The 22982-nt window shown below is 65.4% G+C and carries 21 protein-coding genes and 1 pseudogene; 8 read left to right on the forward strand and 14 right to left on the reverse strand.

Annotated elements, in window-relative coordinates; translation table 11 throughout:
• Window positions 1–166 precede the first annotated feature (166 nt).
• The gene (locus LKE06_RS15865; protein ID WP_227999754.1) at window positions 167–697 is read right to left on the reverse strand and encodes a GNAT family N-acetyltransferase; all 531 of its coding nucleotides are present in this window, start codon (window positions 695–697) and stop codon (window positions 167–169) included.
• A gap of 606 nt (window positions 698–1303) precedes the next feature.
• Here LKE06_RS15865 and LKE06_RS15870 point away from each other — a divergent pair.
• The gene (locus tag LKE06_RS15870) at window positions 1304–1639 is read left to right on the forward strand and encodes a YciI family protein (protein WP_227999756.1); all 336 of its coding nucleotides are present in this window, start codon (window positions 1304–1306) and stop codon (window positions 1637–1639) included.
• Window positions 1636–2856, forward strand: a complete 1221-nt coding sequence (locus tag LKE06_RS15875; protein ID WP_227999758.1) for an RNA polymerase sigma factor — start codon at window positions 1636–1638, stop codon at window positions 2854–2856. The genes LKE06_RS15870 and LKE06_RS15875 overlap by 4 nt, the downstream gene beginning before the upstream one ends.
• 21 nt (window positions 2857–2877) lie before the next feature.
• Here the strand turns inward: LKE06_RS15875 and LKE06_RS15880 are convergent, their stop codons facing one another.
• Entirely contained in the window at window positions 2878–4104 is a 1227-nt protein-coding gene (locus tag LKE06_RS15880) for an IS110 family RNA-guided transposase (protein ID WP_227999440.1), read from the reverse strand.
• Window positions 4105–4448: 344 nt separating this feature from the next.
• Here LKE06_RS15880 and LKE06_RS15885 point away from each other — a divergent pair, with 344 nt between their 5' ends.
• Window positions 4449–5189, forward strand: a complete 741-nt coding sequence (locus LKE06_RS15885; RefSeq protein WP_227999760.1) for a DUF899 family protein — start codon at window positions 4449–4451, stop codon at window positions 5187–5189.
• A gap of 343 nt (window positions 5190–5532) precedes the next feature.
• On the opposite strand, the gene LKE06_RS15890 is transcribed toward LKE06_RS15885, so the two are convergent.
• On the reverse strand, window positions 5533–6099 hold the full coding sequence (locus tag LKE06_RS15890; RefSeq protein ID WP_227999762.1) for a TetR/AcrR family transcriptional regulator C-terminal domain-containing protein: 567 nt from the start codon (window positions 6097–6099) through the stop codon (window positions 5533–5535).
• Between the two features lie 269 nt (window positions 6100–6368).
• Here LKE06_RS15890 and LKE06_RS15895 point away from each other — a divergent pair, with 269 nt between their 5' ends.
• Window positions 6369–6566, forward strand: coding sequence for a hypothetical protein (locus tag LKE06_RS15895; RefSeq protein ID WP_227999763.1), 198 nt, complete (start codon window positions 6369–6371; stop codon window positions 6564–6566).
• 120 nt (window positions 6567–6686) lie between these two features.
• On the opposite strand, the gene LKE06_RS15900 is transcribed toward LKE06_RS15895, so the two are convergent.
• Entirely contained in the window at window positions 6687–7175 is a 489-nt protein-coding gene (locus tag LKE06_RS15900) for a nuclear transport factor 2 family protein (RefSeq protein ID WP_227999765.1), read from the reverse strand.
• A 97-nt stretch (window positions 7176–7272) separates the two neighbouring features.
• On the opposite strand from LKE06_RS15900, the gene LKE06_RS15905 reads away from it, so the two are divergent.
• Window positions 7273–7818, forward strand: coding sequence for a TetR/AcrR family transcriptional regulator (locus LKE06_RS15905; RefSeq protein WP_227999767.1), 546 nt, complete (start codon window positions 7273–7275; stop codon window positions 7816–7818).
• A gap of 346 nt (window positions 7819–8164) precedes the next feature.
• Here LKE06_RS15905 and LKE06_RS15910 read toward each other — a convergent pair whose 3' ends face one another.
• Complete coding sequence (locus tag LKE06_RS15910) at window positions 8165–8701, reverse strand: recombinase family protein (protein WP_228000638.1); 537 nt, start codon at window positions 8699–8701, stop codon at window positions 8165–8167.
• 132 nt (window positions 8702–8833) lie between these two features.
• Window positions 8834–9220, reverse strand: a complete 387-nt coding sequence (locus LKE06_RS15915) for a putative quinol monooxygenase (protein ID WP_227999769.1) — start codon at window positions 9218–9220, stop codon at window positions 8834–8836.
• Between the two features lie 34 nt (window positions 9221–9254).
• On the opposite strand from LKE06_RS15915, the gene LKE06_RS15920 reads away from it, so the two are divergent.
• On the forward strand, window positions 9255–9962 hold the full coding sequence (locus LKE06_RS15920; RefSeq protein WP_228000639.1) for a TetR/AcrR family transcriptional regulator: 708 nt from the start codon (window positions 9255–9257) through the stop codon (window positions 9960–9962).
• A 111-nt stretch (window positions 9963–10073) separates the two neighbouring features.
• Here the strand turns inward: LKE06_RS15920 and LKE06_RS15925 are convergent.
• The 4 genes and pseudogenes from LKE06_RS15925 to LKE06_RS15940 all read right to left on the reverse strand — a co-directional run.
• Window positions 10074–10714 (reverse strand): annotated as a pseudogene (locus LKE06_RS15925) (Tn3 family transposase); the annotation flags it as partial.
• Between the two features lie 183 nt (window positions 10715–10897).
• The gene (locus tag LKE06_RS15930) at window positions 10898–12007 is read right to left on the reverse strand and encodes a TniQ family protein (RefSeq protein WP_227999770.1); all 1110 of its coding nucleotides are present in this window, start codon (window positions 12005–12007) and stop codon (window positions 10898–10900) included.
• Window positions 12008–12841: 834 nt separating this feature from the next.
• On the reverse strand, window positions 12842–13705 hold the full coding sequence (locus LKE06_RS15935; protein ID WP_227999772.1) for a class I SAM-dependent methyltransferase: 864 nt from the start codon (window positions 13703–13705) through the stop codon (window positions 12842–12844).
• Window positions 13706–13809: 104 nt separating this feature from the next.
• Window positions 13810–14418, reverse strand: a complete 609-nt coding sequence (locus LKE06_RS15940; RefSeq protein WP_227999776.1) for a helix-turn-helix domain-containing protein — start codon at window positions 14416–14418, stop codon at window positions 13810–13812.
• A gap of 89 nt (window positions 14419–14507) precedes the next feature.
• Between LKE06_RS15940 and LKE06_RS15945 the strand changes: the two genes are divergently transcribed.
• Window positions 14508–15509, forward strand: coding sequence for an NAD(P)/FAD-dependent oxidoreductase (locus LKE06_RS15945; RefSeq protein ID WP_227999777.1), 1002 nt, complete (start codon window positions 14508–14510; stop codon window positions 15507–15509).
• A gap of 111 nt (window positions 15510–15620) precedes the next feature.
• Window positions 15621–17213: an MFS transporter gene (locus LKE06_RS15950; protein WP_227999778.1), complete on the forward strand. Its 1593-nt coding sequence runs from the start codon at window positions 15621–15623 to the stop codon at window positions 17211–17213.
• 532 nt (window positions 17214–17745) lie between these two features.
• On the opposite strand, the gene LKE06_RS15955 is transcribed toward LKE06_RS15950, so the two are convergent.
• The 4 genes from LKE06_RS15955 to LKE06_RS15970 form a co-directional block, all read right to left on the reverse strand.
• Window positions 17746–18888, reverse strand: coding sequence for an MFS transporter (locus LKE06_RS15955; RefSeq protein WP_227999779.1), 1143 nt, complete (start codon window positions 18886–18888; stop codon window positions 17746–17748).
• 5 nt (window positions 18889–18893) lie between these two features.
• Complete coding sequence (locus LKE06_RS15960; protein ID WP_227999781.1) at window positions 18894–19919, reverse strand: diiron oxygenase; 1026 nt, start codon at window positions 19917–19919, stop codon at window positions 18894–18896.
• Between the two features lie 18 nt (window positions 19920–19937).
• Window positions 19938–21764 carry an asparagine synthase (glutamine-hydrolyzing) gene (gene asnB, locus LKE06_RS15965; RefSeq protein ID WP_227999782.1) on the reverse strand — a complete coding sequence of 609 codons (1827 nt, stop codon included), beginning with the start codon at window positions 21762–21764 and terminating at the stop codon, window positions 19938–19940.
• A 75-nt stretch (window positions 21765–21839) separates the two neighbouring features.
• Entirely contained in the window at window positions 21840–22967 is a 1128-nt protein-coding gene (locus LKE06_RS15970; protein ID WP_372477369.1) for a ferredoxin, read from the reverse strand.
• Window positions 22968–22982: the final 15 nt, after the last annotated feature.

The raw sequence follows: 22982 nt of genomic DNA on the forward strand, positions 1-22982 counted from the left end.
ACCCCGATGTCCATGATGAGAGCCCGGCTGGTGGCAGACGCGTCGCTGTTGCCGCCGACTACCTGTGGGGCGCACTGGGTTCCGTCGTCGATGTTGGCTGCGGCGATGGAACACCGTACCGAGATGCGGCGCCGCGGCGGGGTACTCGAACGGCGGCGGACTACAACTAGCCGGCAGCGGCGGCTTCGAAGATCGTTTCGAGGCCGTCCTCGTCATCCCACTGCTCGCCCACCTCGGCGAAGCCGTACCCGGCGATCAGCCGCCGGGAAGCGAGATTGTCAGGCCGGATGGTGGCGCGCACCGTCCGCACCGACTGTTCCCGGCCGGCACGTTCCAGTAGTGCTTCCAATGCGGCCCTGGCGTAACCGCTGCGCCGCCACAAGGGATCGATGGCGTAGCCGATCTCCACCATGCCCTCCGAGTCGGGCGGGCCGTGGTAGCCGGCGCAGCCCACGACGACGCCATCCCGCGCGTCCACCACGGCGCGGGTGATCCAGTCGAGATCGCCTGGGTCCGCCGCGATCTGCTTGGCGCGCATCTGCCACACCCTGATGCACTCCGGCCCCACGAAGAACGGCGGCAACAGCACCGGCGCGGTCGCGTTGGCGGCGGTGAGGTCACCGGCGGCAAGAGAATGGATCGTTTCGCCGGGCAACGCGACCAGCGTGACCGACGGAGGCTGGTGATCTGGAGTCATCGGCTGATCCTGGCAAGGCCGTGGTCGTGCGTCCACTCGATATCGACCTGCGCGGACCGGGTGTCGGCCTTACCACCATCGCCGGCCGTCGCGGTCATCGGTCGATCGACGTGCACAGCGGCGCTGTTGTAACCGGTTGCCAGGACCGAAGATCCGCACCGGCCGCGCGCCGGGCGGCAGCAGCTGCGACACCTGCGCCCCGCTGTCGCGGCTCAGGTTCAATGCGATATCGCCGAGCGCTGTCTCGGTGGTCTGGGTGCCCACGATCAGTTCGCGCGGGGACGGCGTCGCAGGGGTGGAATGGAGGAAGCCGGATCTTACTGTCGGTCTGAAGCTGTCATATCGACAGTCAACCGTGTGAACGATTGCAGCGCAGCACATTCGGGTGCCCGTGAAGCCGGAGCATAGCAACGTGGACAGGCTGGAGTGCCGGTTGCCGACTGCCCGCTGCCGCGCATGCTGGCCGCCGGGCGATGGTGGCCGAACGCGTCGCATCTTGGACTCCGCGCGAACGCGCGGAGTTCGCACGCCTGTTCACTCGTTTCGCCGGAATCGAATGATCGTCGTGTCTGTACCCTCACCACCGGGTCGGGCAGAATTCATCAGATGAAATACGTGCTGCTGATCTGTGACGACGAGACTGTCTCGCCGACCAATGAGGAGCTCGAAGCGGACCCGGTGCACCAGGCGTGGCGGGCAGACCTGGAACGGCGTGGCGGCATGGTTACCGGTGCTCGTTTGCGTCCGGTGGTGGATGCGACCACGGTCCGCGTTCGGGCGGGGGAGACCCTGGTTTCGGACGGGCCGTTCGCCGAGACCAAGGATTTCGTCGGCGGTTTCGTGATCGTCGAGTGCGCGAACCTGGACGAAGCGATCGACATCGCTGCCGGTCATCCCTACGCGCGCTGGGGCGGGGTCGAAATCCGTCCCCTCTGGGAATGACCGCGCCCGCCGAGTCGATCCGGGCGGCGGTCGAGGCGGCCTACCGGGACGAATGGGGCCAGGTCGTGGCAACCCTCATCGGGTTGACGGGGGATTGGGATGTGGCCGAGGACTGCGCGCAAGACGCGTTCGCCGCCGCACTGGTGAGCTGGCCGCGCACTGGCATCCCACACCGGCCGGGCGCCTGGCTGACAACGACGGCTCGCAACCGTGCGATCGATCGATTACGCCGCGAGGCCGCGGGCGCCGCCAAACTGCGCGAACTCGCCGTGCTGGCGCGCGACTTCGACATCCTGCCGGTCGGCGATGTTCCCGACGAGCGACTGCGGCTGATCTTCACATGCTGTCATCCGGCCCTGCCGTTCCCGGCCCGGGTGGCGCTGACCCTGCGCACGCTGGCCGGGCTGTCCACAGCAGAAATAGCCAGGGTCTTTTTGACCGCCGAGCCGGCGATGGCGCAACGTCTGGTACGCGCGAAGCGGAAGATCAAGGAGGCCGGCATCCCCTATCGGGTCCCACCCGCCGAACTCCTGCCGCGGCGGCTGGCCGCCGTTCTCGCGGTGCTCTATCTGATCTTCAACGAGGGCTACGACGATGCCGATGCGCGACGGGCACTGACGGCCGAGGGGATCCGTTCGACCCGGATCCTGGTCGGGCTGATGCCACACGAACCCGAGCCGTGCGGACTACTCGCTCTGATGCTGCTGCATGAGGCCCGGCGTGCGACCCGGACCGACGCCGGTGTGTTGGTGCCACTCGAGAACCAGGATCGGTCCCGGTGGGACCGCGTGCTGATCGATGAGGGAGTGGTGAAGCTCGACGAGGCGCTGGCGTTGCGACGTGCCGGGCCCTATCAGGTGCAGGCCGCGATCGCCGCGTGCCATGCCACCGCACCCGACGCGGCGAACACGGACTGGCCGCAAATCGCCAGACTGTACGCCGAGCTGACACGGTTGGCACCCTCACCGGTCGTGGACCTCAACCGTGCGGTGGCAGTCGCGATGGCCGACGGAATTCCGGCCGGTTTGGCGCTCGTCGACGACCTGACCGTATCGGGCCGCCTCGACGGGTACCACCTGCTGCCCGCGACCCGGGCCGACCTGCTTCGGCGCGCCGGCCGAAGGGCCGAAGCCGAGGCAGCCTATGGCGAAGCCCTGCGGCTGGTGCCGACAGAGGCCGAGCGCAGATACCTGACCAACCGCCTGCGCGAACTCTGAGACATCCCAGCTTTTAGATTGTCAAGCCGCTGTCGCAGCGGCTTGACAATGGGCCGCCCAGGCGGTGGTCTCGTTGTAGAGCGTCCGGGTTTTCAAGCAGCCGTGGAGGATGCCGACGAGCCGGTTGGCGACATGCCGCAGTGCGGCACTGTGGTTGAGGCCCCGGGCTCGCTGCTTGTCGTAGTAGGCGCGGGCGCCCGGCGACGCCTTCAGGGCGCAGAACGCCTGCGTGAGCAGCGCATCGACGAGGCGGTCCTGGTGCACGAACCGGGCAACCACGACCTTCGACTTCCCCGACGCACGGGTGATCGGGGACGTCGCGGCGTAGTTCTTCCGCGATTTCGCGGTCGCGTAGCGGGCGTGGTCGTCTCCGAACTCGGCGAGCACCCGGGCCCCGAGAATCATGCCCAGTCCCGGCTGGGACCCGATGATCTCAGCGTCCGGGTGCCGCCCAAAATGGGCCTCGACCTCGCTGTGCAGGGCTTTCACCTGCGCGTCGAGGGTCATCAGCACCGCTATCGTGGCTCTGGTTCCCGCCGCGTAAGCGGCGGTGATCACCGGGGCCCGGCCCAACTGCTCACTACGCAGGACCGCCCGGATCGCTGCGGCTCTCGCGTCGAGGTCACCGCGGCGGCCGGCGCGTTTCAACGCCGCTTTGACCTGGTTGATCGACAGGCGGGCAGCAGTCTGCGGGTCGGGGGCCTTGCCGAGCAGTTCCAGGGAGTCGGGGGCATCAAGGTCGTCGAACGCCTCGATCGCAGCCGGGAAGTACTCCCGCAGAGCGTGTTTGAGTCGCTGAGTATGACGGGTGCGTTCCCAGATCATCGTCTTGTGCATCCGGGCAACTACCTTCACCGCCTGCGCGTCGACGCTGTCACCGGCGACGACCCGCAGTTGGTGGGCGTCGGTGCGAACCATGTCGGCCAGCGAGTGCGCGTCGGCGGCATCGGACTTCGCACCGGACACGCTGCGGCGTTCCCGAAACCTCGCGGCTTGCAGCGGGTTCACCGCGTACACGGTGTAGCCGGCCGCGATCAACGCCGCGACCCAGGGGCCGCGATCGGTTTCGATACCGATCCGTACTTCGGTGTCCTCGTCGTCGCCGAGGTACTCACCGATCATCGCGTGCAACCGGGTGATCCCGGTGATCCCTTCGGGCAGACGGGCTTTGGCGAGCCGTTTCCCGGTCTCGTCCATCAGTTCGACATCGTGATGATCCGATGCCCAGTCGTCACCGACCAGCAGCACCACAGCTCCCCGTTCGTCGTTGTCGGACAACCAGTTCCGGCAGCGCGCGGGAGAATGTCGGCGACCTAATGAATCAGTGCTCACACCGGCCGGCGGTGGGCACGACATCCCATCAGCGATCTCCTTCTCCCGGCGAACCGGCGGGGGCACCATCTCAGATCAGGACTCGAAGTCCAGGCTCCACATGTGCTCACCCGCCGGTCGCTACCACTAGCGAGTCTGCCTGATCCATCGATCACGCGGACCCACTAATACTCATTAGGATCTTCCGACCGCCGATGTCGATCCCGGGCAGCTTCCTTCGTCGGTGAGGCGAAAGTCCACCGAAACGAAGGAGAAGTCCGATGACCATCGAATCGTCCGTGCCCGCACCCACGGTCGTCGACCGTGCCACCTGGCAGGCCGAGATAGACGCGCTGCGGATTCAGGAAAAGGCCCATACCCGCGAAGGCGATGCGCTCGCGGCCGCCCGGCGACGGCTCCCCATGGTGGAGGTGGATCCGGCCGTTGCGGTGATCGGGCCGAACGGGCCGGTCACATTGCTCGAGGTATTCGAGGGCCGCAGCCAGCTGATCGCCTACTTCTTCATGTGGCATACCGGCCAGCCCGCCGCCGACCAATGCCAGGGCTGCACGTTCTACACCTCTCAGGTTCGCGAGCTGTCCTATCTGCATTCACGCGACATCACCTACGCCACGTTCTGCCAAGGCCCGTACGAGGAGAGCCGCCGCTACCGCGACTTCATGGGCTGGGATATCCCCTGGTACTCGATCCACGACTCCCGTGACGCACTGATGGCCGGTCGCTCGCCGTTCCTCCTGGCGTGCTATCTGCGACGCGGCGATCGGGTGTTCGAGACGTATTGGACGACGCGGCGCGGGGTCGAGGTCATGGACAACAGCTACACAATGTCGGATATGACGATCTACGGCCGGCAGGAGTCCTGGGAGGACTCACCCGCGGGCTGGCCGCGACTGTGGGGAGACACCGGCGAGAACACGCTTCGGACCGGCGGACGTCCCACCGCCCAGTGGTCACGTCTGGAGGCCGGGTGCTGCGAGGATCTCCGGGCCGGGGGACTCTGACAGTCTCGAGCAGCTGGGCACCGACTATGGTCCGGCCGGTGCCCGGCCGCTACTTTGCGGCCGGGACTCCGGAGTTGTGTACTCCACCTTCGGTTTCCGAGCTGTGATCAAGGAGTTCACGCGGGTCACCGGGCAAGGAGAACCTGCTCTTCAAAGTCGCCGAGGCCACTGTCGACGCGGGCGACAAGCTGGTGCGCGACACCGTCTTTCCGGTGGCGTCGCAGGCGACGCTGCACGATCTGGTCGCCGAGTTCAAGTCGTCGGGGCCGACGTATCAGCGCACCGTGCAGGCGACGCTGCGCTGGTGCACGGGCAGCGCTCGGCTGGTTCCTCGGGCCGCGCGTCAGCTCGAGATGCTGGCTTGGATGCCGTCGAGGAGGAAGTCCAGGCCGGTGCGGAAGGTTTGGTCGGCGTCCAGGTGGGCGCCATCGCGTATGACCGTGGACAGCGCGGGGAATCGGCCGGTTGCGAACGTCCGCTCCAGATAAGGCCCGAAAGCGGCCTGCCACTGCTGTTCGTCTATCCCGGTGGCCCGCTCGGCGCGCCGCTCGGTGATCTCCCGGCGCACCGCGCCGATCACGTATGCGTTGACCGCGTCGACCACCGGCATGACGGTGTCTACGTCGACGCCGGCCATTGCGGCCACCACAGCCTCCCCCCTGGCAAGCGCGTGCGGCCCGAACTGGGGCCGCCCACCGATAAGGTCAGCGAGCCATTCGTGCTCATGAGCGGCCTGCCGGGTGGTTTCGGCAAGGGAGCGCAGTACCTCTCGCCAGCCGTCTCCGGCCGGCCGGATCTGGGCATAGATCGCATCGACCATCAGGTCGAGCAACTCCTCCTTGGTGGCGATGTAGCCATACAGCCGCATCGGCCCGACCTCCAGCGCGGCGGCGACCTTGCGCAGCGACACCGCTGCCAGGCCGTCCGCGTCGGCCAGCCGGACTGGTTCGCCACCAGTGGAATCCCGTTCGATGACCCGGCCGCTGCCCGGGCGCGGCTGATCGAGGAGCTCACCGGCTGGGACTCACAGTTCACCGCACTGATCGCAGCCTGCGACGACACGGTCCTGCCACGGTCGATCACCACCCTCCCGGTCGGCCTGACCTGGCCGTCGACACCAGGCGTCACGCTGCTCGGCGATGCCGCGCACTTGATGCCGCCGGTGGGGAGGGCGCCAACATGGCGCTGCTCGACGGCGCCCTGCTCGGTCTCGCACTAGCCGCGCACCCGGACAACTTTCCCGCCGCCGTCAAAGAATACGAACGCGAGATGTTCGAACGCACCAGCGCTGCCGCCCGAATGTCCGTGGACATGCAGGAATTGCTGATGTCGCCGGACGCCAGCCGGAGATTGCTCGAGTTCTTCCAACCGGGCTGAAATGTCACGGACTTCGGCTGAGCGGATCTTCATCGACAAAGGGTTCTCCGGCACCACCCGACAATCGATCGGCGACGTTCGCGCTGGTGCCGTTCTCGTGTGGCGCTGTGCCGAACACGGTCAGGAGTGTGCGGTCTGGTCGGCGAGGGCGGCAGCCAGGTCACCGAGCCTGCCGAAAACACGCGCGTTTTCGATGTGATGGGCGTAGTCGCGGGACTCGACGATCTCACCGTCGCGCACGCGGACCACGAAGATGCAGGGCAACTCGAATGGCCGGCCCGCGACCGAACCGCGGTAGCTGAACTCCGCGATTACCACTTCTGGATCGGCGGTCTGGTGAGCAGTCATGTCAGATGGTGCGAAATCGATCTCGCCAGCGGCGCGTTTCGGTATTGCGGCGAAGTGGTCATACAACTCGCGCCGAGTACGCAGCGGTGTGTCACCCAGCGGGCTGAACGGGTGGCGAACGTCCGTGCGTTCGCCGTAGTAGCCGGACAGCTCGTCCAACAGCACTGCCCGTTGCTGATCGTCGAGACCCCCGCTGACCAGGTGGCCGACACCGACGGTGACGGCCCGAACGAGATCGGCCGGTGTGTTCGGGTTAGGCATGAGAACTCCTAAACGAAGTGTTGACTCCACTTACGCTACCGGAGTGTAGACTTCGGTATAGCCATGAGCAATATTCGATTATCCGGAGGCGTTCGGGGTGCGGAATGACGCGCGGCACAATCGGAAGCAGATACTCGCCGCGGCGGAGTCGGTCTTCGGCGAGCACGGGGCGACCGGTTCCACCGAAGAGGTCGCCCGGCGCGCCGGGGTTGGGATCGCGACAGTTTTTCGGCATTTCCCGACGAAATCCGCTCTGCTGGAAGCAACTTTGTTAGCGCACTTCGCCGAATTGCGCCGCCAGGCAAACGAGTCCGCCGACACAGGCGACCCTTTCGAAGCGGTGTGTGCCCTGGTCAGGGTGATGGTCGAAACGGGTGCCACCAAGCTGGCCCTGGCGACGCTGCTGGATGCCGATGGCGGGATTCCCGCCTCGGCGCTCACAGCATCGGAGGAACTACGCGCGGTGGTCGATACCGTTCTCAGCCGAGCCCGCGCAGCCGGCGTCGTCCGCGCGTCGGTCAGCGTCGACGAGATCTACCTCCTCATCCGAGCACTGGCCCAGGCCTCCGCCTCCCAGCCGACCGACACGGTGACAATGAGCAGAGCCATCGACATCATCCTCGCCGGCATCCAACCCACGTGAATCTTTCATGGCAACGAGACCACGAGTACGTGCAATTCGGCATTACCGGACGTTCGTGTCAGTAGTGGGCCCACGAACAACGCATCAGATCCAATGAGTCTGCATCAGATCCAGGGCGTCAGGACGCTGAGAGTGGCAAGGAGGTTCTGACTTCCTTGCCTTCATTTTCGCCGTGACACCTCGGTAGATCGCTTGTCGCCGAACAGATGGTCTATACACCGCGCCGCCCACGATGTCCGTGGGGCATCGCACGTTGGATGAGAAAAGTAGGTGGCGAGACGCTAGGCAAGCCGGGAACGGTTACAGCCTCGGGGAACATCGGTACAGCGGTTGGCGCTGAGAACGATCATGGTCGGGGCGTGAGTGTGCTGACCCGGTTCTCGTACTCCCGGCGGGCCTTGCGCTGGGCAGGGACCGCCGGGACGCCCTCGGCGCCGTCGAGCGGCTGGCAACGGGCGAGGAGCTGGCGGTGCACGGCTGGTACGGCACTGACGCGCAGGGTGTAGCCCTGGCCGCGCCGTACGGTGATTCTGTGGTCGAGCGCGGTCCGCTCGACGGCGTCCAGTTCGGCGGCGCGCAGTCCGTCGTAGGTCAGTTCCCGCTGGAGGTCGCGCTGGAGTTCGCCGGTGGCGGCGAGGGTCTGCACCATGAACTTCACGGTGGACAGCAGCTCCCCGGTGCGCGGGTGGCGGGCGGTGAGGTCCATCGCGGAGAACGCGCTGTCGTGGATGCGCAGCGCGAGGCGGTCGCGGTGGAGGACGTCGAGGATGTGGCCGGTGCCGCGTACGAGGCGGAACATCTCGGAGATGTGCAGGGTGTCGCCCGGCCGCGCGTAGGTGAGCAGTTCGCGGAACTTCGGGCGCTGGAGGGGATCGCACCCTATCTGTCGTCAAACCCTGTCAGCAATCACCATCGGATCTGATTGGATTCGGACCACCGCGAACCCCCGGATTGCACGGGTTCATCGGACGCGCTGGCAGCCGCGCCCGCCGGATTGCCGGGCACCCCGCCGTGCTCAGGCCGGGTCGGCGGGCAGGGCGGAGTAGGGGTGGACCTCGATCCGCGTGGGGGGCTCGGCGAGGAGGCCGATGATCTCGTCGCGCAGTTCATCGGCGATAGGGCTGTTCTCGTAGGCGTCCTTCGCCTCGCGGCTGCGGAACACCTCCATGTTCCACAGCGCGTCGGGGTCGGCGTCCTCACGGGCGATGATGAACCGGTCGGAGGACCCCGACTTCTCCATGCCCTCGGTGGCCAGCGCGAACAGCTTGTCGCCGAGCCCAGGCTTGGCGCGCATCTTGATGATGTAGGCGGGCTGGTCCTGCAGCGCCATGGTTTTCTCCTCCTGCTTTCGCGGTGGGGCGTCCGGTGTGATCCTGCCGCCATCGCTGGAATTCCGTTCCATTGCAACTATGGAACGGAATTCCAGCCGTGTCAAAATGGAAGACGTGACACCACGGACGCGCAAGAAGCCCGAGCGGCGCCCCGCCCCCCTGACCCGCGAGCAGATCGTCGAGGCCGCAGTGGGTTTGCTGGACACGGCAGGCGAGAGCGGGCTGACCTTCCGGGCGCTGAGCGAACGCCTGGCCACCGGTCCCGGCGCGATCTATTGGCATGTTGCGGGCAAGAGCGAACTCCTGGCCGCGGCCACCGACCACGCCGTCTCCACAGCGCTGAGCGAAGAGGCGGAGGCCGGGCTGCCGGGCCGGATACACGACGTCGCCCTCGGCCTCTTCCGTTCGATCGAGCAGCACCCCTGGCTGGCCCCCCAGCTGACAGCCCAGATCTCCCACAACCCCGCAGGCCTGGTGACGACCCGCATCTTCGAGGCCATCGGCCGACAGGTGTATGCGCTGGGTGTTCCCGCGAGCAACTGGTTCACCGCGACCTCCGCCCTGATGCACTACATCCTCGGTGCCGCTGGCCAGAACGCCGCGAACCTCGCCCTCGCACGCAGCCTTGGCCCAGAAGCCGACCGCGACGTCTACATGGACGCCGTGGCGGCGATATGGAAGCAGCTCAGCCCGCAGGAGTTCCCCTTCACCCGGGCGGTCGCGGACCACGGGCTCGATCACGACGACCGCGCGCAATTCCTTGTCGGCATCGACCTCATCCTCGCGGGCATCGAGGCCGACCATGCCCGCTGATCAGCGGGCATGCCGCTTGCTGACGTTCACGCCGTCTCACCGTCGTCGTCCTCATCGAGTTCCGGCGCGTCCGGGTCACGCAGCGGGCGCAGGGCGCCAGCGGCCGGGGTGGAGGCGGTGCACGGTGAGCTGCCGGTTCATCTGACGGCGGTAGGTGTCGTCCACCGGGTCGTCCACACGCAGCAGGTGCTCGGTCTTCGCGATCCGCCCGTACTCCGCGAACGCCGCGCCCAGCGGCGTCGGGCGCCCTCGCGTCCGAACATCCGCAGCAGGTCGTAGGCGCGGGCCTGGTTGGTGACCAGGGAACCGGCGACCTTCAGCATGTCCGGCCAGTGCGTGATCACCTTGTTCAGGTTCACACGGTTGCGGGCCGAGTCCTCCACCGCGCCGTACGTGCCGGTCTCGACGCCGGGCATCGTTGCCCGCCAGAACCGCTGGTCGTCCAAGTCGCGAAACCGCGGGCTGAAGTTGTATCCGAGGATCTTGAACAGGCCGAACACCATGTCGGAGTAGGAGGCGTTGTCGGTGGCCACCATCTCCGGCTTCACGCCGCCGTCCAGGTTCAGCAGCGCGTCCAGGATGTGCAGGGAGTCGCGCGGGGTGCCGGGGACGACCATCTGCCCGATGCCCGCGACCTGGTCGTTGACGGCGTTGAGCCAGGTGATGCCCCGCTTGGACCCGAAGTACTTCGGCGACGGCGCCGCGTTGATGGTGCGGACGGGGACGACGAACCGCAGCCCGTCCACGGAGGATGTCCTGTCTCATGCCAAATGATCCACGGCTTGAGCGCCTGAACTGGGAAGAGCAGTTGAAATGAGCCACCTGTTGCCAGGAGCGATTTGTTTGGACTGCTCCGATAACAGCAGATCGAGTCGTTGTCTCATTTGAGGTGCATCATCTTTCGTGTTCAGCGGCATCTCATTTGAATTGCGTTATCAGCCTAGAACTTCTGCGAGGTATTCCCATTGCTGCTGTCCGGGATGGAGTCGGTCGTGGATCTCGTCCTGTACCCACTGGACGAGCGGATCGAACTTCTCGGCACCGAGGAGGTCTGCTCTGACGGGTTTGGCGGGGATGGGATCCCACCTGTACCGGGGTTCGACAGTCCTCCGGAGTTCGTCGAGGAACGTTCGTAAGTGCGGGCCGTCGAGCAGTAGGTAGGTCACCATGAGTGCCCGGGCAAGATCGAGCGGAATCGGGCCCCACATATCGATGGTGCGGCGATACTCGCCTATCGCGGTGGCGGCTTGCAGCCTGTGTTCCGGGTGGGGCCGCCCAGCTTGCAGCTGGTCGCGGAGTGCATGTTCTTTCCAGAAGGGGGACACCAGAAGTCGGGTTAGCGCGACTTGCCGCGGGTAGCGTGCGGCGACGGTGACGGTCGAACCTATTGTCAGCTGTTGCCAGTCGGGTCCGAGGAATGTGCTGATTCGATGTTCGAAGCCCAGGCTGGAGTAGTAGTCGTACTCCTCGGTCTTGCGCCATTCATCGAGGATCCAGGTCGCTTGGTTGAACGCGATAGTGGTGTTCGGCCGGCCGTGGTTGCGGATCAGTCGCAGGTGTAGGCGGTGCGCTTGGAGTATCTCGGGCTGGTCGGCCACGGAAAGTTGCTCGTCGTCGCGCCAGCCGTCTTCGGCACCGGCGATCCACCGGCGGTGCCGACGGCACACGACGTCCTCTGGTCCGCGTTGCCAGACACGGAAGGGGCGTGTGGCTCCGCGTGCGGTTGCGCACAGGGTGCAACCCGGGATCTTGCGCGACAGGGGCCATTTCTCGTGGTCGTCGGTGCGGAGTTCTGGAAGTGCGTGGCGCAGGGTGTTCTCGGGGAAACTGCTGAGGCGGGCCAGGATTGTGATCCGGGGTGCGGCGCGGGTACGTCGGTCCCCGGTAATCGTGGTGTGGAGGTCTGCGGCGTTGAGCAGGTTCGCGTCGGCCAGGCGGTGGATATAGGAGCTGACCAGCTCCGCGGGCAGTGGTGCCACAACGCGCGGCAGAGCCGCACCGGTTCGGCGCAGTTCGCAGACGGGGTCGGGCAGCTTGTTCTTCATTGTGGTGCGTCCGAGCCGCCGGGCTGGCTGGTGCCCGATTCCGCGTGATAGTCGATCACCACCGATTTCAGCAGTTTCAGATCGATTTTCTCGGTGCCGTCGAGGATGGCGGTAGCGGCTGCGGCCCGGACCAGATGCGACAGACTCCCGATCCTTCCCCTTCCACACCGAATGGCGCAGCCTGGTCGCCACGATGGAAGACGGATACGAAGGCCCGGACCGGCTGCGCGTACTCGAACCTCTTGTTCCAGCAGTGCGCAAGCCCCCGTCGCCGGTAATCGCTTCCGTCCGGGCATACGAACCCGAGATCGAACCGGGATGGGTCGATCTTCACGGATGGTTGCTCGGCCATCGCTGCCAACGCGACCCTTCCCGCACTGATATGCGCGCGAAATCCCCACGTGCACTGTAGTTCACGTGGTCCTTCGGACGGAGCCGATCGAGTGAGACGCCGTACTGGCGATAGCGGTTCGAGTGAGACACGCGGGCGCGGCAGCGACGGTCAGGTGTCGGGGCCGCAACCGGAGCAACGGTCGCCCGCTCTGTTGACAGCCGGGAGGGTGCCTGCTGTTCATGCGCGTGCGCGCTGGACCGGGTTGCGAATGGGGCGCATGGCGGCAAGGGATCTGGACGTGTTCATTTGTCTGGGTGAAAGGCAGTCCGGTCGGTGGCAGCCGAGATGTGATTGCAGCTGGCGACGAAACCATCGGCGCCACAAAACTACTCACGGTTCACCGAAGAGTAGCGATCGGCCCGCCTGCACAGCCGTTCAGTGTGATGGTCTTTTCACCGGCTCCCACGGACCGGACATATCGGGTTGCTGATGTGGACGCGTCAGTTGGTGCGGCGTGCCGCCCAGACTGTGCGCTGGGTGCGCAGGACGAGGTCGTCGCGGCGAAGGATGCTGTGTTCGCTGTCGGTGTCGAGCAGTCGGTCGAGCGCAGCGAGGTCCTCGGGAGAAATTGTGTCGGCGACGCGGTGGTGTAACCGCCGCAGGACGGCGAGCGCGTAGCGGCCGACGCCTGGATTGCGCGAGCCCGCGATGCTGACCGTGAAGGTGCGTGTGCTTTCAATAGCGAATCCTGCGGAGGTCAGCATCGGACCCCAGTCGGCGCCACGATGGGGCACATGCTCGGCGTGGAAGTGGGAGGTCGTGGCGTGGCAGCGTTCCTCGAGGCCGGGCTGGTCGGTGGGGGCGGTCTCCGGCAGGAACCGCGGCAGCCCGGCTAGCTCGACGACAGCGAACAGGCCGCCCGGCTCGAGTGCGTCGTGGACCTTGGTCAGCGCCCGAACGGGGTCGGCCAAATGGTGCATCGAGGCTGAAGCCCAGACCAGGTCGGGCACGCCGAGGTCGGGCCAGTCCGGAGCGTCGAGGTCTGCCGCGACGGTGTCCACGCGCTCGAGTACCCCCGTGGCGCAGGCCTTGTTGCGCAGTCGTCGCAGGTGTTCGATCGAGGAGTCGACGGCCGTGACATGCGCGTCAGGGAAGTGCGTGAGAAGGGTGAACGTGCCGGCGCCGGTGCCGGCGCCCAGGTCCACGACCGAGCGCGGAGCTGCCTGGAGGGGCAGCCATGCGGCGATGGCGGCGGTGGACTCCGCGAGGACTTCCGCGTCCAAATCGAGGATCTCGGTCTGGCCGGCGTCGTTCGAGACAGGGGCAGACGCGTGGTGGGTGCGGCTCGAGTACGTGTGAGTCATGTCCACCACGCTAGAACTCCATGCCAAATAGGCAAGTATTCTTGCGGTATCTGCAAGAAGTGGAGGATCGAGGGTGCCGCATGCGCAAGTGGTGACTGCCGCAGTCAGGCGCAGGAGCCGTTCGAGGCGCAGTCGTCGTTTCGCTCTCCTTCGCCGTCGCGTTGGTGGCCCCGGCGGGCGTCGCGGTCGAAGATGCCGAGGATTTCACACGGACCGCCTTCGGCACCGATGGCGTGCGGCAGCATGGTGGGAAACTCAGCGGCCTGATTGGTCTCGACCCGGAAGCGCTGGTGGCCCAACATCAGGATCGCGGTGCCGGACAGGACGACCAGCCACTCCCGGCCGGGGTGGGCGCGCATGCGCGCGGGATTGTCCGGTGGTGGTTGCGTCACGCGTTGACGCATGACGCTCATACCCGGTTCGCTCTTGATCGACCAGCGCATGAGTCCGCGTGCGGCGTCGATCATCGGGCTGATGACGACATCGTCGGCGGCGGTCTCCACCAGCTGATCCAGCGTGGTGTCCAGCGCGCGGGCGAGGGTGACCAGCTGATCGAGCGCGAGTCGACGCTTGCCGTTCTCGATGCGGGAGAGGCTGGACTGGCTCAGATGCGCGCGGGCGGCCAGCTCTTCCAGGGACCAACCCTGTGCCACACGTAGAGCGCGGATGCGTTTGCGTACGAGGCTGTCCAATTCACCATTTTCTTGCGTCATAAGCAACATTCTATGCCTGCTCTGCAAGGTGAGGTTAGGGTCGCTCGCAGACGTCCAGAACCGCTGGACCAGGCACGAAAGGTTGCGATATGGCGGAGTCCGCCTTCACCTATACCTCCGACACACTGCCCGACCAGATCGACGTCGTGGTGATCGGCGGGGGAGCCGCAGGACTCAACGGGGCGCTGATGTTGGCCCGATCGCGTCGTTCGGTTGTCGTGATCGACAGCGGCGACCCTCGCAACGCGCCCGCCGAAGCCATGCACGGCTTTCTCGTGCTGGACGGTACCCCGCCGGCGCAATTGCTCGAGCGAGGGCGGCAGCAGGTACGTCACTACGGCGGCCGGGTCGTATACGCGACGGTGGCTTCCGCCGCTCCTGCCACCCCCTCTACCGACGGTGACCTGCGGTTCTCCGTCGCGCTGACCGACGGCCGCACGGTGACCGCGCGCCGTCTGTTGGTGGCCACTGGTCTGCGCGATGTATTGCCCGAGATCCCTGGCCTGGCGCAGCACTGGGGCCACAGTGTGGTGCACTGCCCGTATTGCCACGGGTGGGAGGTCCGCGACGAGCCCATCGGCATCATCGCCACCGGGCCGGGTTCGATCCATCATGCGCTGCTGTTCCGCCAGCTCACCGGGGACCTGGTCTATTTCACCGGCGGCACCGACCTCGACGAGGACACCCGCGCACGTTTCGCCGCCCGCGATATCACCGTCGTCGACACGCCGGTGGCCGAGGTCGTCACCGCTGTCGACGGCACCCTCGCCGGCGTCCGGTTGACCGACGGCCAGGTCGTCGCCCGTCGGGTCCTCGCGGTTGCCACCGGCATGCAGGCCCGTACCGCAGGTCTGGAAGAACTCGGGTTGCCGATGGAGGACCTGCCCGACCACATGGGCCGCCGGTTCTCCTCCGCAATGGCCGGAACCACCGATGTGCCCGGCGTGTGGGTGGCCGGCAACGCTACAGACCTGACCGCCCAGGTCGGCGCATCCGCAGCGGCCGGCGCACTGGCCGGTGCACACATCAACGCCGTGCTCGCCACTGCGGACACCGACGCGGCCCTGGCCGCGACGCGGGCCACGGCCTGAGGAGTTCGGGCTCGCATTCGTCGCGCGGGTCCGTACCGATTGCCCAGTCTCCGGTTGACCGGGCGCTGCCCCCGGAACCGACTTCGGTATGCCCTTTTCGAGAGGAACCCCATGAATATCAGCCAACCCGTGCCCTCGGTCCCCGTCACCGACGGTGGCACACCGGATGCAGGTCAGCTGCGCACCATCCTGATCGCGGTTTCCATCGCGTTGATGGCTGTAATCGCCTCGGTGTCCGGGCTCAACGTCGCCCAGACCCAGATGGCTGTCGAGTTCAGCGCCTCGCAGAACACGATCCTGTGGATCGTCAACATCTACACCCTCACCCTCGCTGCTCTGCTGCTTCCGCTCGGCGCCATCGGTGACCGGCTCGGCCGCAAACCCATGCTCATCGCTGGCCTGGCCGTTTTCGGCGTCGCCAATATCGCGGCGGGTTTGGCGCCGAACGCCGAGGTCATGCTCGGGGCGCGGGTGCTCGCCGGCATCGGCGCGGCGATGATCATGCCCATTACCCTTGCGGTGATCACCTCGACCTTCCCTGAAGAACAGCGTGGTAAAGCGATCGGCGTGTGGACCGGCGTCGCCGGAGGCGGCGGCATCCTGGGCATGTTCTTGTCCGCGCTGCTCGTCGACATCGCCGACTGGCGCTGGCTGTTCGTCCTTCCGGTGACGCTGGTCATCGCAGCTCTCGCGACCGCGCTCAAAGCCGTGCCCAACTCCCGTGACCGTATGGCCCACGCCTTCGATACCGTTGGGGCGCTGATCTCCGTGGTCGCCGTCGTCGGTCTCATCTTCGTCCTGCAAGAAGGCCCTGAACGAGGCTGGACCGCACCAGCGACACTGATCAGTCTCACCGTGGGTATCATCGCCACCGCCGGGTTCGTGGCGTGGGAACTACGACGCCACGATGCCGCGCTGCTGGATGTCCGTCTCTTCGGTGAGCGTGGCCTGACCGGCGGCTCGATCACACTGCTGGTGGTATTCGGTGTCCAAGCCGGTATCGCGGTGGTCCTGTTCCCGTTCTTCCAAGCAGTGCTCGGGTGGTCGGGTCTGCTGGCCACGCTCGCGCAGATGCCCATGGCAGTGGCGATGATGATGACCTCCGGCCTGGCCCCCAAGCTGGCCGAGCGCATCGGTGCTCGTACGACCATGGCGATCGGCATCGCAGTGGGCGGCGTCGGCCTGGCGCAAATGGCCGGGTTCGCCTCCGTCGAGGGCGGCTACCTGTCCATCCTGCCCGGCATCATCGCCATGGGCATCGGCATGGGCCTGGCGATGACGCCCTCCACACAGGCCATCACCAGCTCCCTGCCGCAGGAGAAACAGGGCGTCGCTTCCGCCCTCAACGACGTCACCCGCGAGTTCGGCACCGCACTCGGTGTCGCCCTGCTCGGTGCGCTGGTTGCCAGCGGCTATCGCAACTCCATCGACGGCAAGCTCGACGGCATCCCGGCGGACACTGCGGATATCGCACGCGAGGGCATCGCCAATGCCGTCGAAACCGCAAACACCGCAGGCTCCCACGCACAGCAAGTGGTCCACGCCGCGCAGCAGGCGTTCCTCGACGGCTGGCAGCAGGCCATGTGGGTCGGCACAGCCGTCATAGGTGCCCTGTTCCTCTTCATCCTCACCGCCGGCCCGAAGAACACCGCTACCCACCCTCAACAAGACACCGAAGCACCCGAGCCTCTCGCTTCGCGCTGACAACACAACCACCTTCAGGGCATCCCACAGTCGGTCTGCAGCAGAGCAGCAGATCTAGCGAGACGTCCACGTTGGATATCGCAGACTGCCCGTGGTGTTGCCAGGCGGTGGCAGCAACGGCTCGAGCGCCGTCCACTGCTGGTCGGTGCACGACGATGGATATGCCGGGCAGGACTGTGCCTGATCGGCGGACGCGCCGATATGGGCCGGGCACGACGAACATAGGCAGGTAGGCAAACTGGCACACGAACTCCTGGTGCATCTGGTCTCGACAACCATTGATCTACCAGGAGTTCTTCATGTTCCGGGCGTGCCGCGCCGACACTAATACCGTTCTGTTGCAACAGAATTCGCTACCCAGCACCCAGATCGTTGCCGACCTGCACTCACCTGGCCTTCCGACCTTCAGATCCGCACGACACCTCGATCGGTCCCGACCATGCCATCGCAGCACCGAGATCTCAGACGTTCACTCAGATGAGTGCGACCGTGTGAGCAAGACTGAAGGTACTGAACGCCTCCGACGGCGCAGTTACCGGCGGCGGTGAGATACGAGGGTCCCGATGCATAGGGCGACCGCGCAGAGCATGAGCGGTGGCAGCAGGAGAGCTCCGCGCAGGGTGATGACGGAGCTACAGAGGCCTACTGTGGCGGGCCCTAGGAGCAGGCCGAGGTACCCAATCGAGGAGACGGAGGTGATCGCGTCCTGACGATGTGCTGCTGCTGCTCTCGCGGCGAGCGAGATGGTCATTGGGTACAGGTTGGCAAGACCCAGTCCGGCACTCGCATAGCCGATGAGGGCGACCGACAGGTTGGGTGATGCGGCTACTGCCGTTCCGCCGACAACGCCGAGGACGACGGCCGCCAGAAGAAGTCGTCTCTCGCCAATGCGTGCGATGAGGGTCGCCCCGAGTGACCGGCCGATGACCATGCAGATGGCGAATGAGGTGTATCCCCACGCCTGCCGCGCATCTGCGGAGCCAAGAATTTCAGCGCGCAGGAAGTACGCGCTCCAGTCGGTGATGACCCCTTCACCGAACAATGCGGCGAACCCGATTGCGGCGGCGACCCATACTTTTCGCGAGGTCGGGCGTGGAATCCGGAAGGCGTCGGGGCGGGGTGCATTATCAATGAGAAAGACACCCGCGAGGGCGACGAGCGTAACGGTGTTGACGACCAGCAGGTGGGCTAGGGGGTTCAGTGCGGCCCCCACCGCAAGGCCGGCGATTATGGATGCGGCCAGGGTGGCCAGGCTGTACGCCGCGTAGCAGCCAGTGAGAACCGGCCGACTGAGCCGATCTTCGGCGTGTGCGGCGGCCGTGTTGATTGTGACGCTGTAGATGCCGCTGGTGATGCCGAGTAAGAAGGCCGCGATGAAGAGCGTCGCGGCGCTGCCGGCCCCACCGAGCAGTAGGGAAGACGCGGCGGTGCAGGCAAGGACTGTCGCCGCGACTGGCTTGGTGTTGAATCTCGTCAGTGCGGCGCTGGCGGCCGGCATGCCGAGGAGCGTGCCGAGGGCGAGAACGAGGAGCGCCGCGCCGACTGTAGACGTGGTGACGTGCGCGGCGTGCGCGATGTCGGGGATACGGATTGCCCACGAGCCGAATATGAGTCCCGGCGGCACGAAGAGCAGCTTGGTCGGCCATGCGTTGGCTGGCGCCAGAGTGGTGCTCATGGCGATTATAGAAATCCGTCGCGGTGCAGGCAGTCTTCCACGATGGCAGCGTCGAGCGCCCCGGCCCTCTTGAAGTGTCGGATAGTTTGGTGCGCTGCAATTCTGATCTGGTCGTCGACCAGGTCCGGACGAAAGGTATCGGCGATTACCTGGACGCTTCCGGGGCCAGTTACACCGACCTGCATGAGATCTCGAGCGACGACTTCAGTTGCGGGCGCCAGGAAGCAGCGGATCAGTTTGGGAATGGCTGGGCCGACACGGCTGATTTGATCTGGCGGCATCGCTGCCCACACCAGGGACAACAAGTTCCCGAAGTAGGTGTGGTGACGACCTTCGTCGATGGCATGATCGCGGACCGCCTGAGTGACGGCCGCGGGCATATTGGCGTTGGCGGGCACTGAGGCCAGAGTTCCGGTGATAAGGGTTTCGGAAACGATGACGAAAAGCAGCTCGAGTAGGGGTCTGTCAGCGGGTTCGTGCGTTGCGACCAGCTGCTCGAATGCCACCATGAAATGTGGCGTTTCGGTCTGCGGGGCGTCTACCCCACTGAGTTGTTCGACCTGATTGATCAGGTCGGCGGAAAACTGTGCGTGGTATGCCTCGTCGCAGTACACGTGGTAGGCGTCGTCACGCATCTGGCGGGGAAGGCCGGGCAGCACGGTACCCATTGCCAAACCGAGCGCGGTGTGGTTGACGACAAGCGTCTCGAGATACTCGGTGAACCGTAGATACCGGTAGAGATGTCGAATGAGCAACTCGTCGATATTCTGACGCGGTAGGCGAGCGACCAGTGGGTGCGTGGCGACGGGAACCAGTTCAGGGTCGAAGTAGAACGCGTCTGCGGAGGGTCGCTGGACGACGCGTCGCGGCGCTCGGCGCACGGAGGCTCGGTCGTGCCACGTGGCGAACGGGCTTCGATACGGGTGGTTCTCGGCGACATCTGGTTCTACGGTCAGTGAGTCGAGGATGAGGCGGCGGGCACAGGTTGGTGCCCGCTCGCAGCCGATGAATAGTCCGGTGGTGCCACACATGGCTGATAGCGCCCCTTCTCAGAATCCGCGAAGTTTCACGCCGGACCGCAGCCACAGGTCGAGTCGTAGGACCTGTTCGAGCTGTGTGCTTCCGTAGGTGGCCGAGAGATCGCGATCGGTGGAGCGGAGGTTGTCGAGAACGTGCGCGTCCATCAGGTCGGTGACAGGTGAGCCCCCGGAGACGACATCGACGAACTGTTTCTCGAGGAGCTGTGCGTACTGCGGGTCCTGGGTCATCGGATAGTTGGACTTGCGTCGTTGGATAACTCCCGGAGAAACCAGGTCCGCGGCCGCGGCCCGTAGGATCGATTTCTCCCGACCATCGAATGTTTGCATCGCCCAAGGGATATTGACGGCGTACTCGACCAGCTTCCGGTCGAGCAGTGGGACCCGCACCTCTAGCGCGGAGGCCATGCTCATGCGATCCATGCGATCGAGCTGTTGCGGGATGAAACGGGTGAGGGCCAGGTGCATACGGACTCGATTGCGCCGGTCGGCCGGGGTCTCTTGTGGCAAGTGTTCGATGCTGTCGCGTACTAGTTGGGCGTCCTTGCGCGCGTGGCCTTCAACATCGATGAACTTGAGTAGGTCGGCGTCGAGCAGAGACGCTGCGCCGCTGACCTCGATTCCGGTTTCGAACCACGGCAGTGTGCTGTCGTCGAGGGTGTCGTTCTGTAGCCAGTCGTATCCGAGGAATAGTTCGTCGGCACCTTCTCCGGAGATCACCATGGTGGCATCTGTTTTGACCTCACGGCAGAACTGGTAGAGCGACACATCGGAGTCGCCGTAGGCGATCGGCTCGTCCCATGCGCGGAGTACCGCGGCTCGGTCGACCGGGTTGGACAGGTCTGCGCTGTCCAGAACGACGGTGCGTGCTCTGGTACTCAGGTGCTGAGACATTTCCTGTGCGAAGGGCAGGTCGGAGGCGGGCCGTAGGTGCGTCGGCTGGAAGCGGTCGAGGTGACCGTCGAAGTCCAGGGTGAAGGAGGGAAGTCCCGGTCCGAATGCATCGGCCGCGCAGGCGGCGGTCATGCTGGAGTCGAGGCCTCCGGACAGCAACACTCCCCAAGGCACGTCGGAGACGCATTGGCGGCGCACCGCTGACCGCGCGAGCGATCGAACGGTGGCGATGGTTGTGTCGAGGTCGTCGTCGTGGGTGGCGACCGGGATCGACCAGTATCGTGTCTCGGTCATACCGTTTTTGGAGAAGGTCATGAGGTGGCCGGGTTTGACGACATGCAGGTCGGCGAACGTGGTAGTTCCCGGTGGGCGGCCGTAGGTCATCATGGCGCGGAAGCCTGCGGGGTCGACCTCGCTGCTGACCTCGGGATGGGCGATGAGGGCTTTGGGTTCGGACCCGAAGACGATGCCGCCGCCGATGAACGCGTAGTAGAGCGGCTTCACGCCGATGAAGTCGCGGGTGAGGATCAGCGTTTGGCTCCTGATGTCCCAGATCACGAAGCCGAAGATTCCGTCCAAGTGTTCGACGAAATGGTTGCCCCATTCGAGATAGGCGTGGAGGACGACTTCTGTGTCGGACGTCGTGTTCAGCCGGTGACCGTGAGCGGCTAGTTCGGTCGCGAGGTCGCGGAAGTTGTAGACCTCTCCGACGTAGTCGATGACCGCGATCGGATGACCGTTGATGTCGGTGGCGATCATCGGTTGGGTTCCGCCCTCGACGTCGATGACGGAGTTGCGGGTGTGTCCGAGTGCGATGTTGTCGGCTATCCAGCTGTCGGCTGCGTCAGGACCGCGATTGATCATCGTGGTGGCCATCCGGGGCAGGAGGGTGCGCAATTGTTGTTCAGTCGCGCCGAAGTCGACGATGCCTGCGATTCCGCACATGTGGTGGTCTCCGTCTTTCGTTGAAGTGGTGGTGCTGGCCAGTGGAGTGTTGAAATGTCTTGCACTGTGGATTGATCAGTAATAGATCGTCGATCTGATGATCTTGTTGATGAGGGCGCCGGCAGGATTTGTCCACCGCTGTTCGTCGGTGAGGATCAGCATCTCCCCGAGTGATCCGCTTCGTATGCGGCAGTCGAGCAGCCGTGCGCTACAGGTCACGGTGTCGCCGATCTCCATCGGGGTGTAGAAATGAACATCGATGCCGCCGTTGAGGACCCGCGTGCCTGGTGTTTCCCCTACGGCCGGCATCCACGGAAACTCTGCGGGCCGGTAGTGCGGGTTCCATGCGAATGGATTGAACAGGCGTGGAACGGCCGGTGAGTGTGTCCATTCGGCGTTGATGTCGCGGGCGGCCCATGCGATCGCAATGCGCCACCGCATGACGTCATTCGCTCCGATGGGCCAGCTGTGAATGGGATCGGAGGTGCGGTGCAACCAGTGTTCGATACCGAGTTGGCGGGCGGTTGCGGCATCAGGCTCAGGTGGCCGGGTGCCTTGATCGGCGGCTTCTGACGGCCGCGCGCCGCTGGGCGTGAGAATCGCTCTCCCGGGCGCACATTCTTCGTCGCGTTGGTTGCGGACGCCCATCCTGACCACGATCGCGGCGGTGGCGTCGTCCATGGGTTCTGGTACGGCCCAGGCTGTGAGCCTGTCACCTAGGATGTCGAGTTCGGTGAGACGACACTGATACCGGGCAACTTGCAGGTCGGGAGGAACGCAGCAGTCAAGCATGGCGTTTTGATACTGGAACCGTAAATTGCCCATGCCCACCGCGCCTGGCAACCCGACCGCCTTGGCTTTGTCGGGATGACTGTGGGCGGAGAAGAATTCGTCGTTGACAGCGGCGAAGCGTTCCCAACCTTCGGCGGTGGAATCCCATGTGCGCGACCATGTCCGGCGGTGCGCAGCGGAGTCGTTGCTGCTGTTAGCACGCGACGACTGTGTGGAAGCTGGTAATTCGCTTATCGCGTGGACGGGGCAGTCCAGGATGGCCCGGCGGACGCCGTCGCGGTGGTCGGCACTGATCGGCCGACCGTTGCGGGTCGCTGCGTAGCCCCAGTCGTCGAGTGAGAAGACCTCCGGCGCATGCGTTGCACACGGGCCGAAACCATCGCAGATGGTCTTGTCGAGTTTGATGCGCATGGGTGGTGGCCTTCG

Source organism: Nocardia australiensis (assembly GCF_020733705.1).
In the GTDB taxonomy this organism is placed as follows: Bacteria; Actinomycetota; Actinomycetes; order Mycobacteriales; family Mycobacteriaceae; genus Nocardia; species Nocardia australiensis.

Bases quoted from the DNA above. Each gene is read 5' to 3' on its own strand.
- LKE06_RS15865 (WP_227999754.1), bottom strand. From the start codon at position 697: ATGACTCCAGATCACCAGCCTCCGTCGGTCACGCTGGTCGCGTTGCCC.
- LKE06_RS15870 (WP_227999756.1), top strand. From the start codon at position 1,304: ATGAAATACGTGCTGCTGATCTGTGACGACGAGACTGTCTCGCCGACC.
- LKE06_RS15875 (WP_227999758.1), top strand. From the start codon at position 1,636: ATGACCGCGCCCGCCGAGTCGATCCGGGCGGCGGTCGAGGCGGCCTAC.
- LKE06_RS15885 (WP_227999760.1), top strand. From the start codon at position 4,449: ATGACCATCGAATCGTCCGTGCCCGCACCCACGGTCGTCGACCGTGCC.
- LKE06_RS15895 (WP_227999763.1), top strand. From the start codon at position 6,369: ATGGCGCTGCTCGACGGCGCCCTGCTCGGTCTCGCACTAGCCGCGCAC.
- LKE06_RS15900 (WP_227999765.1), bottom strand. From the start codon at position 7,175: ATGCCTAACCCGAACACACCGGCCGATCTCGTTCGGGCCGTCACCGTC.
- LKE06_RS15915 (WP_227999769.1), bottom strand. From the start codon at position 9,220: ATGGAACGGAATTCCAGCGATGGCGGCAGGATCACACCGGACGCCCCA.
- LKE06_RS15920 (WP_228000639.1), top strand. From the start codon at position 9,255: ATGGAAGACGTGACACCACGGACGCGCAAGAAGCCCGAGCGGCGCCCC.
- LKE06_RS15930 (WP_227999770.1), bottom strand. From the start codon at position 12,007: ATGAAGAACAAGCTGCCCGACCCCGTCTGCGAACTGCGCCGAACCGGT.
- LKE06_RS15935 (WP_227999772.1), bottom strand. From the start codon at position 13,705: ATGACTCACACGTACTCGAGCCGCACCCACCACGCGTCTGCCCCTGTC.
- LKE06_RS15940 (WP_227999776.1), bottom strand. From the start codon at position 14,418: ATGACGCAAGAAAATGGTGAATTGGACAGCCTCGTACGCAAACGCATC.
- LKE06_RS15945 (WP_227999777.1), top strand. From the start codon at position 14,508: ATGGCGGAGTCCGCCTTCACCTATACCTCCGACACACTGCCCGACCAG.
- LKE06_RS15950 (WP_227999778.1), top strand. From the start codon at position 15,621: ATGAATATCAGCCAACCCGTGCCCTCGGTCCCCGTCACCGACGGTGGC.
- LKE06_RS15955 (WP_227999779.1), bottom strand. From the start codon at position 18,888: ATGAGCACCACTCTGGCGCCAGCCAACGCATGGCCGACCAAGCTGCTC.
- LKE06_RS15960 (WP_227999781.1), bottom strand. From the start codon at position 19,919: ATGTGTGGCACCACCGGACTATTCATCGGCTGCGAGCGGGCACCAACC.
- asnB (WP_227999782.1), bottom strand. From the start codon at position 21,764: ATGTGCGGAATCGCAGGCATCGTCGACTTCGGCGCGACTGAACAACAA.
- LKE06_RS15970 (WP_372477369.1), bottom strand. From the start codon at position 22,967: ATGCGCATCAAACTCGACAAGACCATCTGCGATGGTTTCGGCCCGTGT.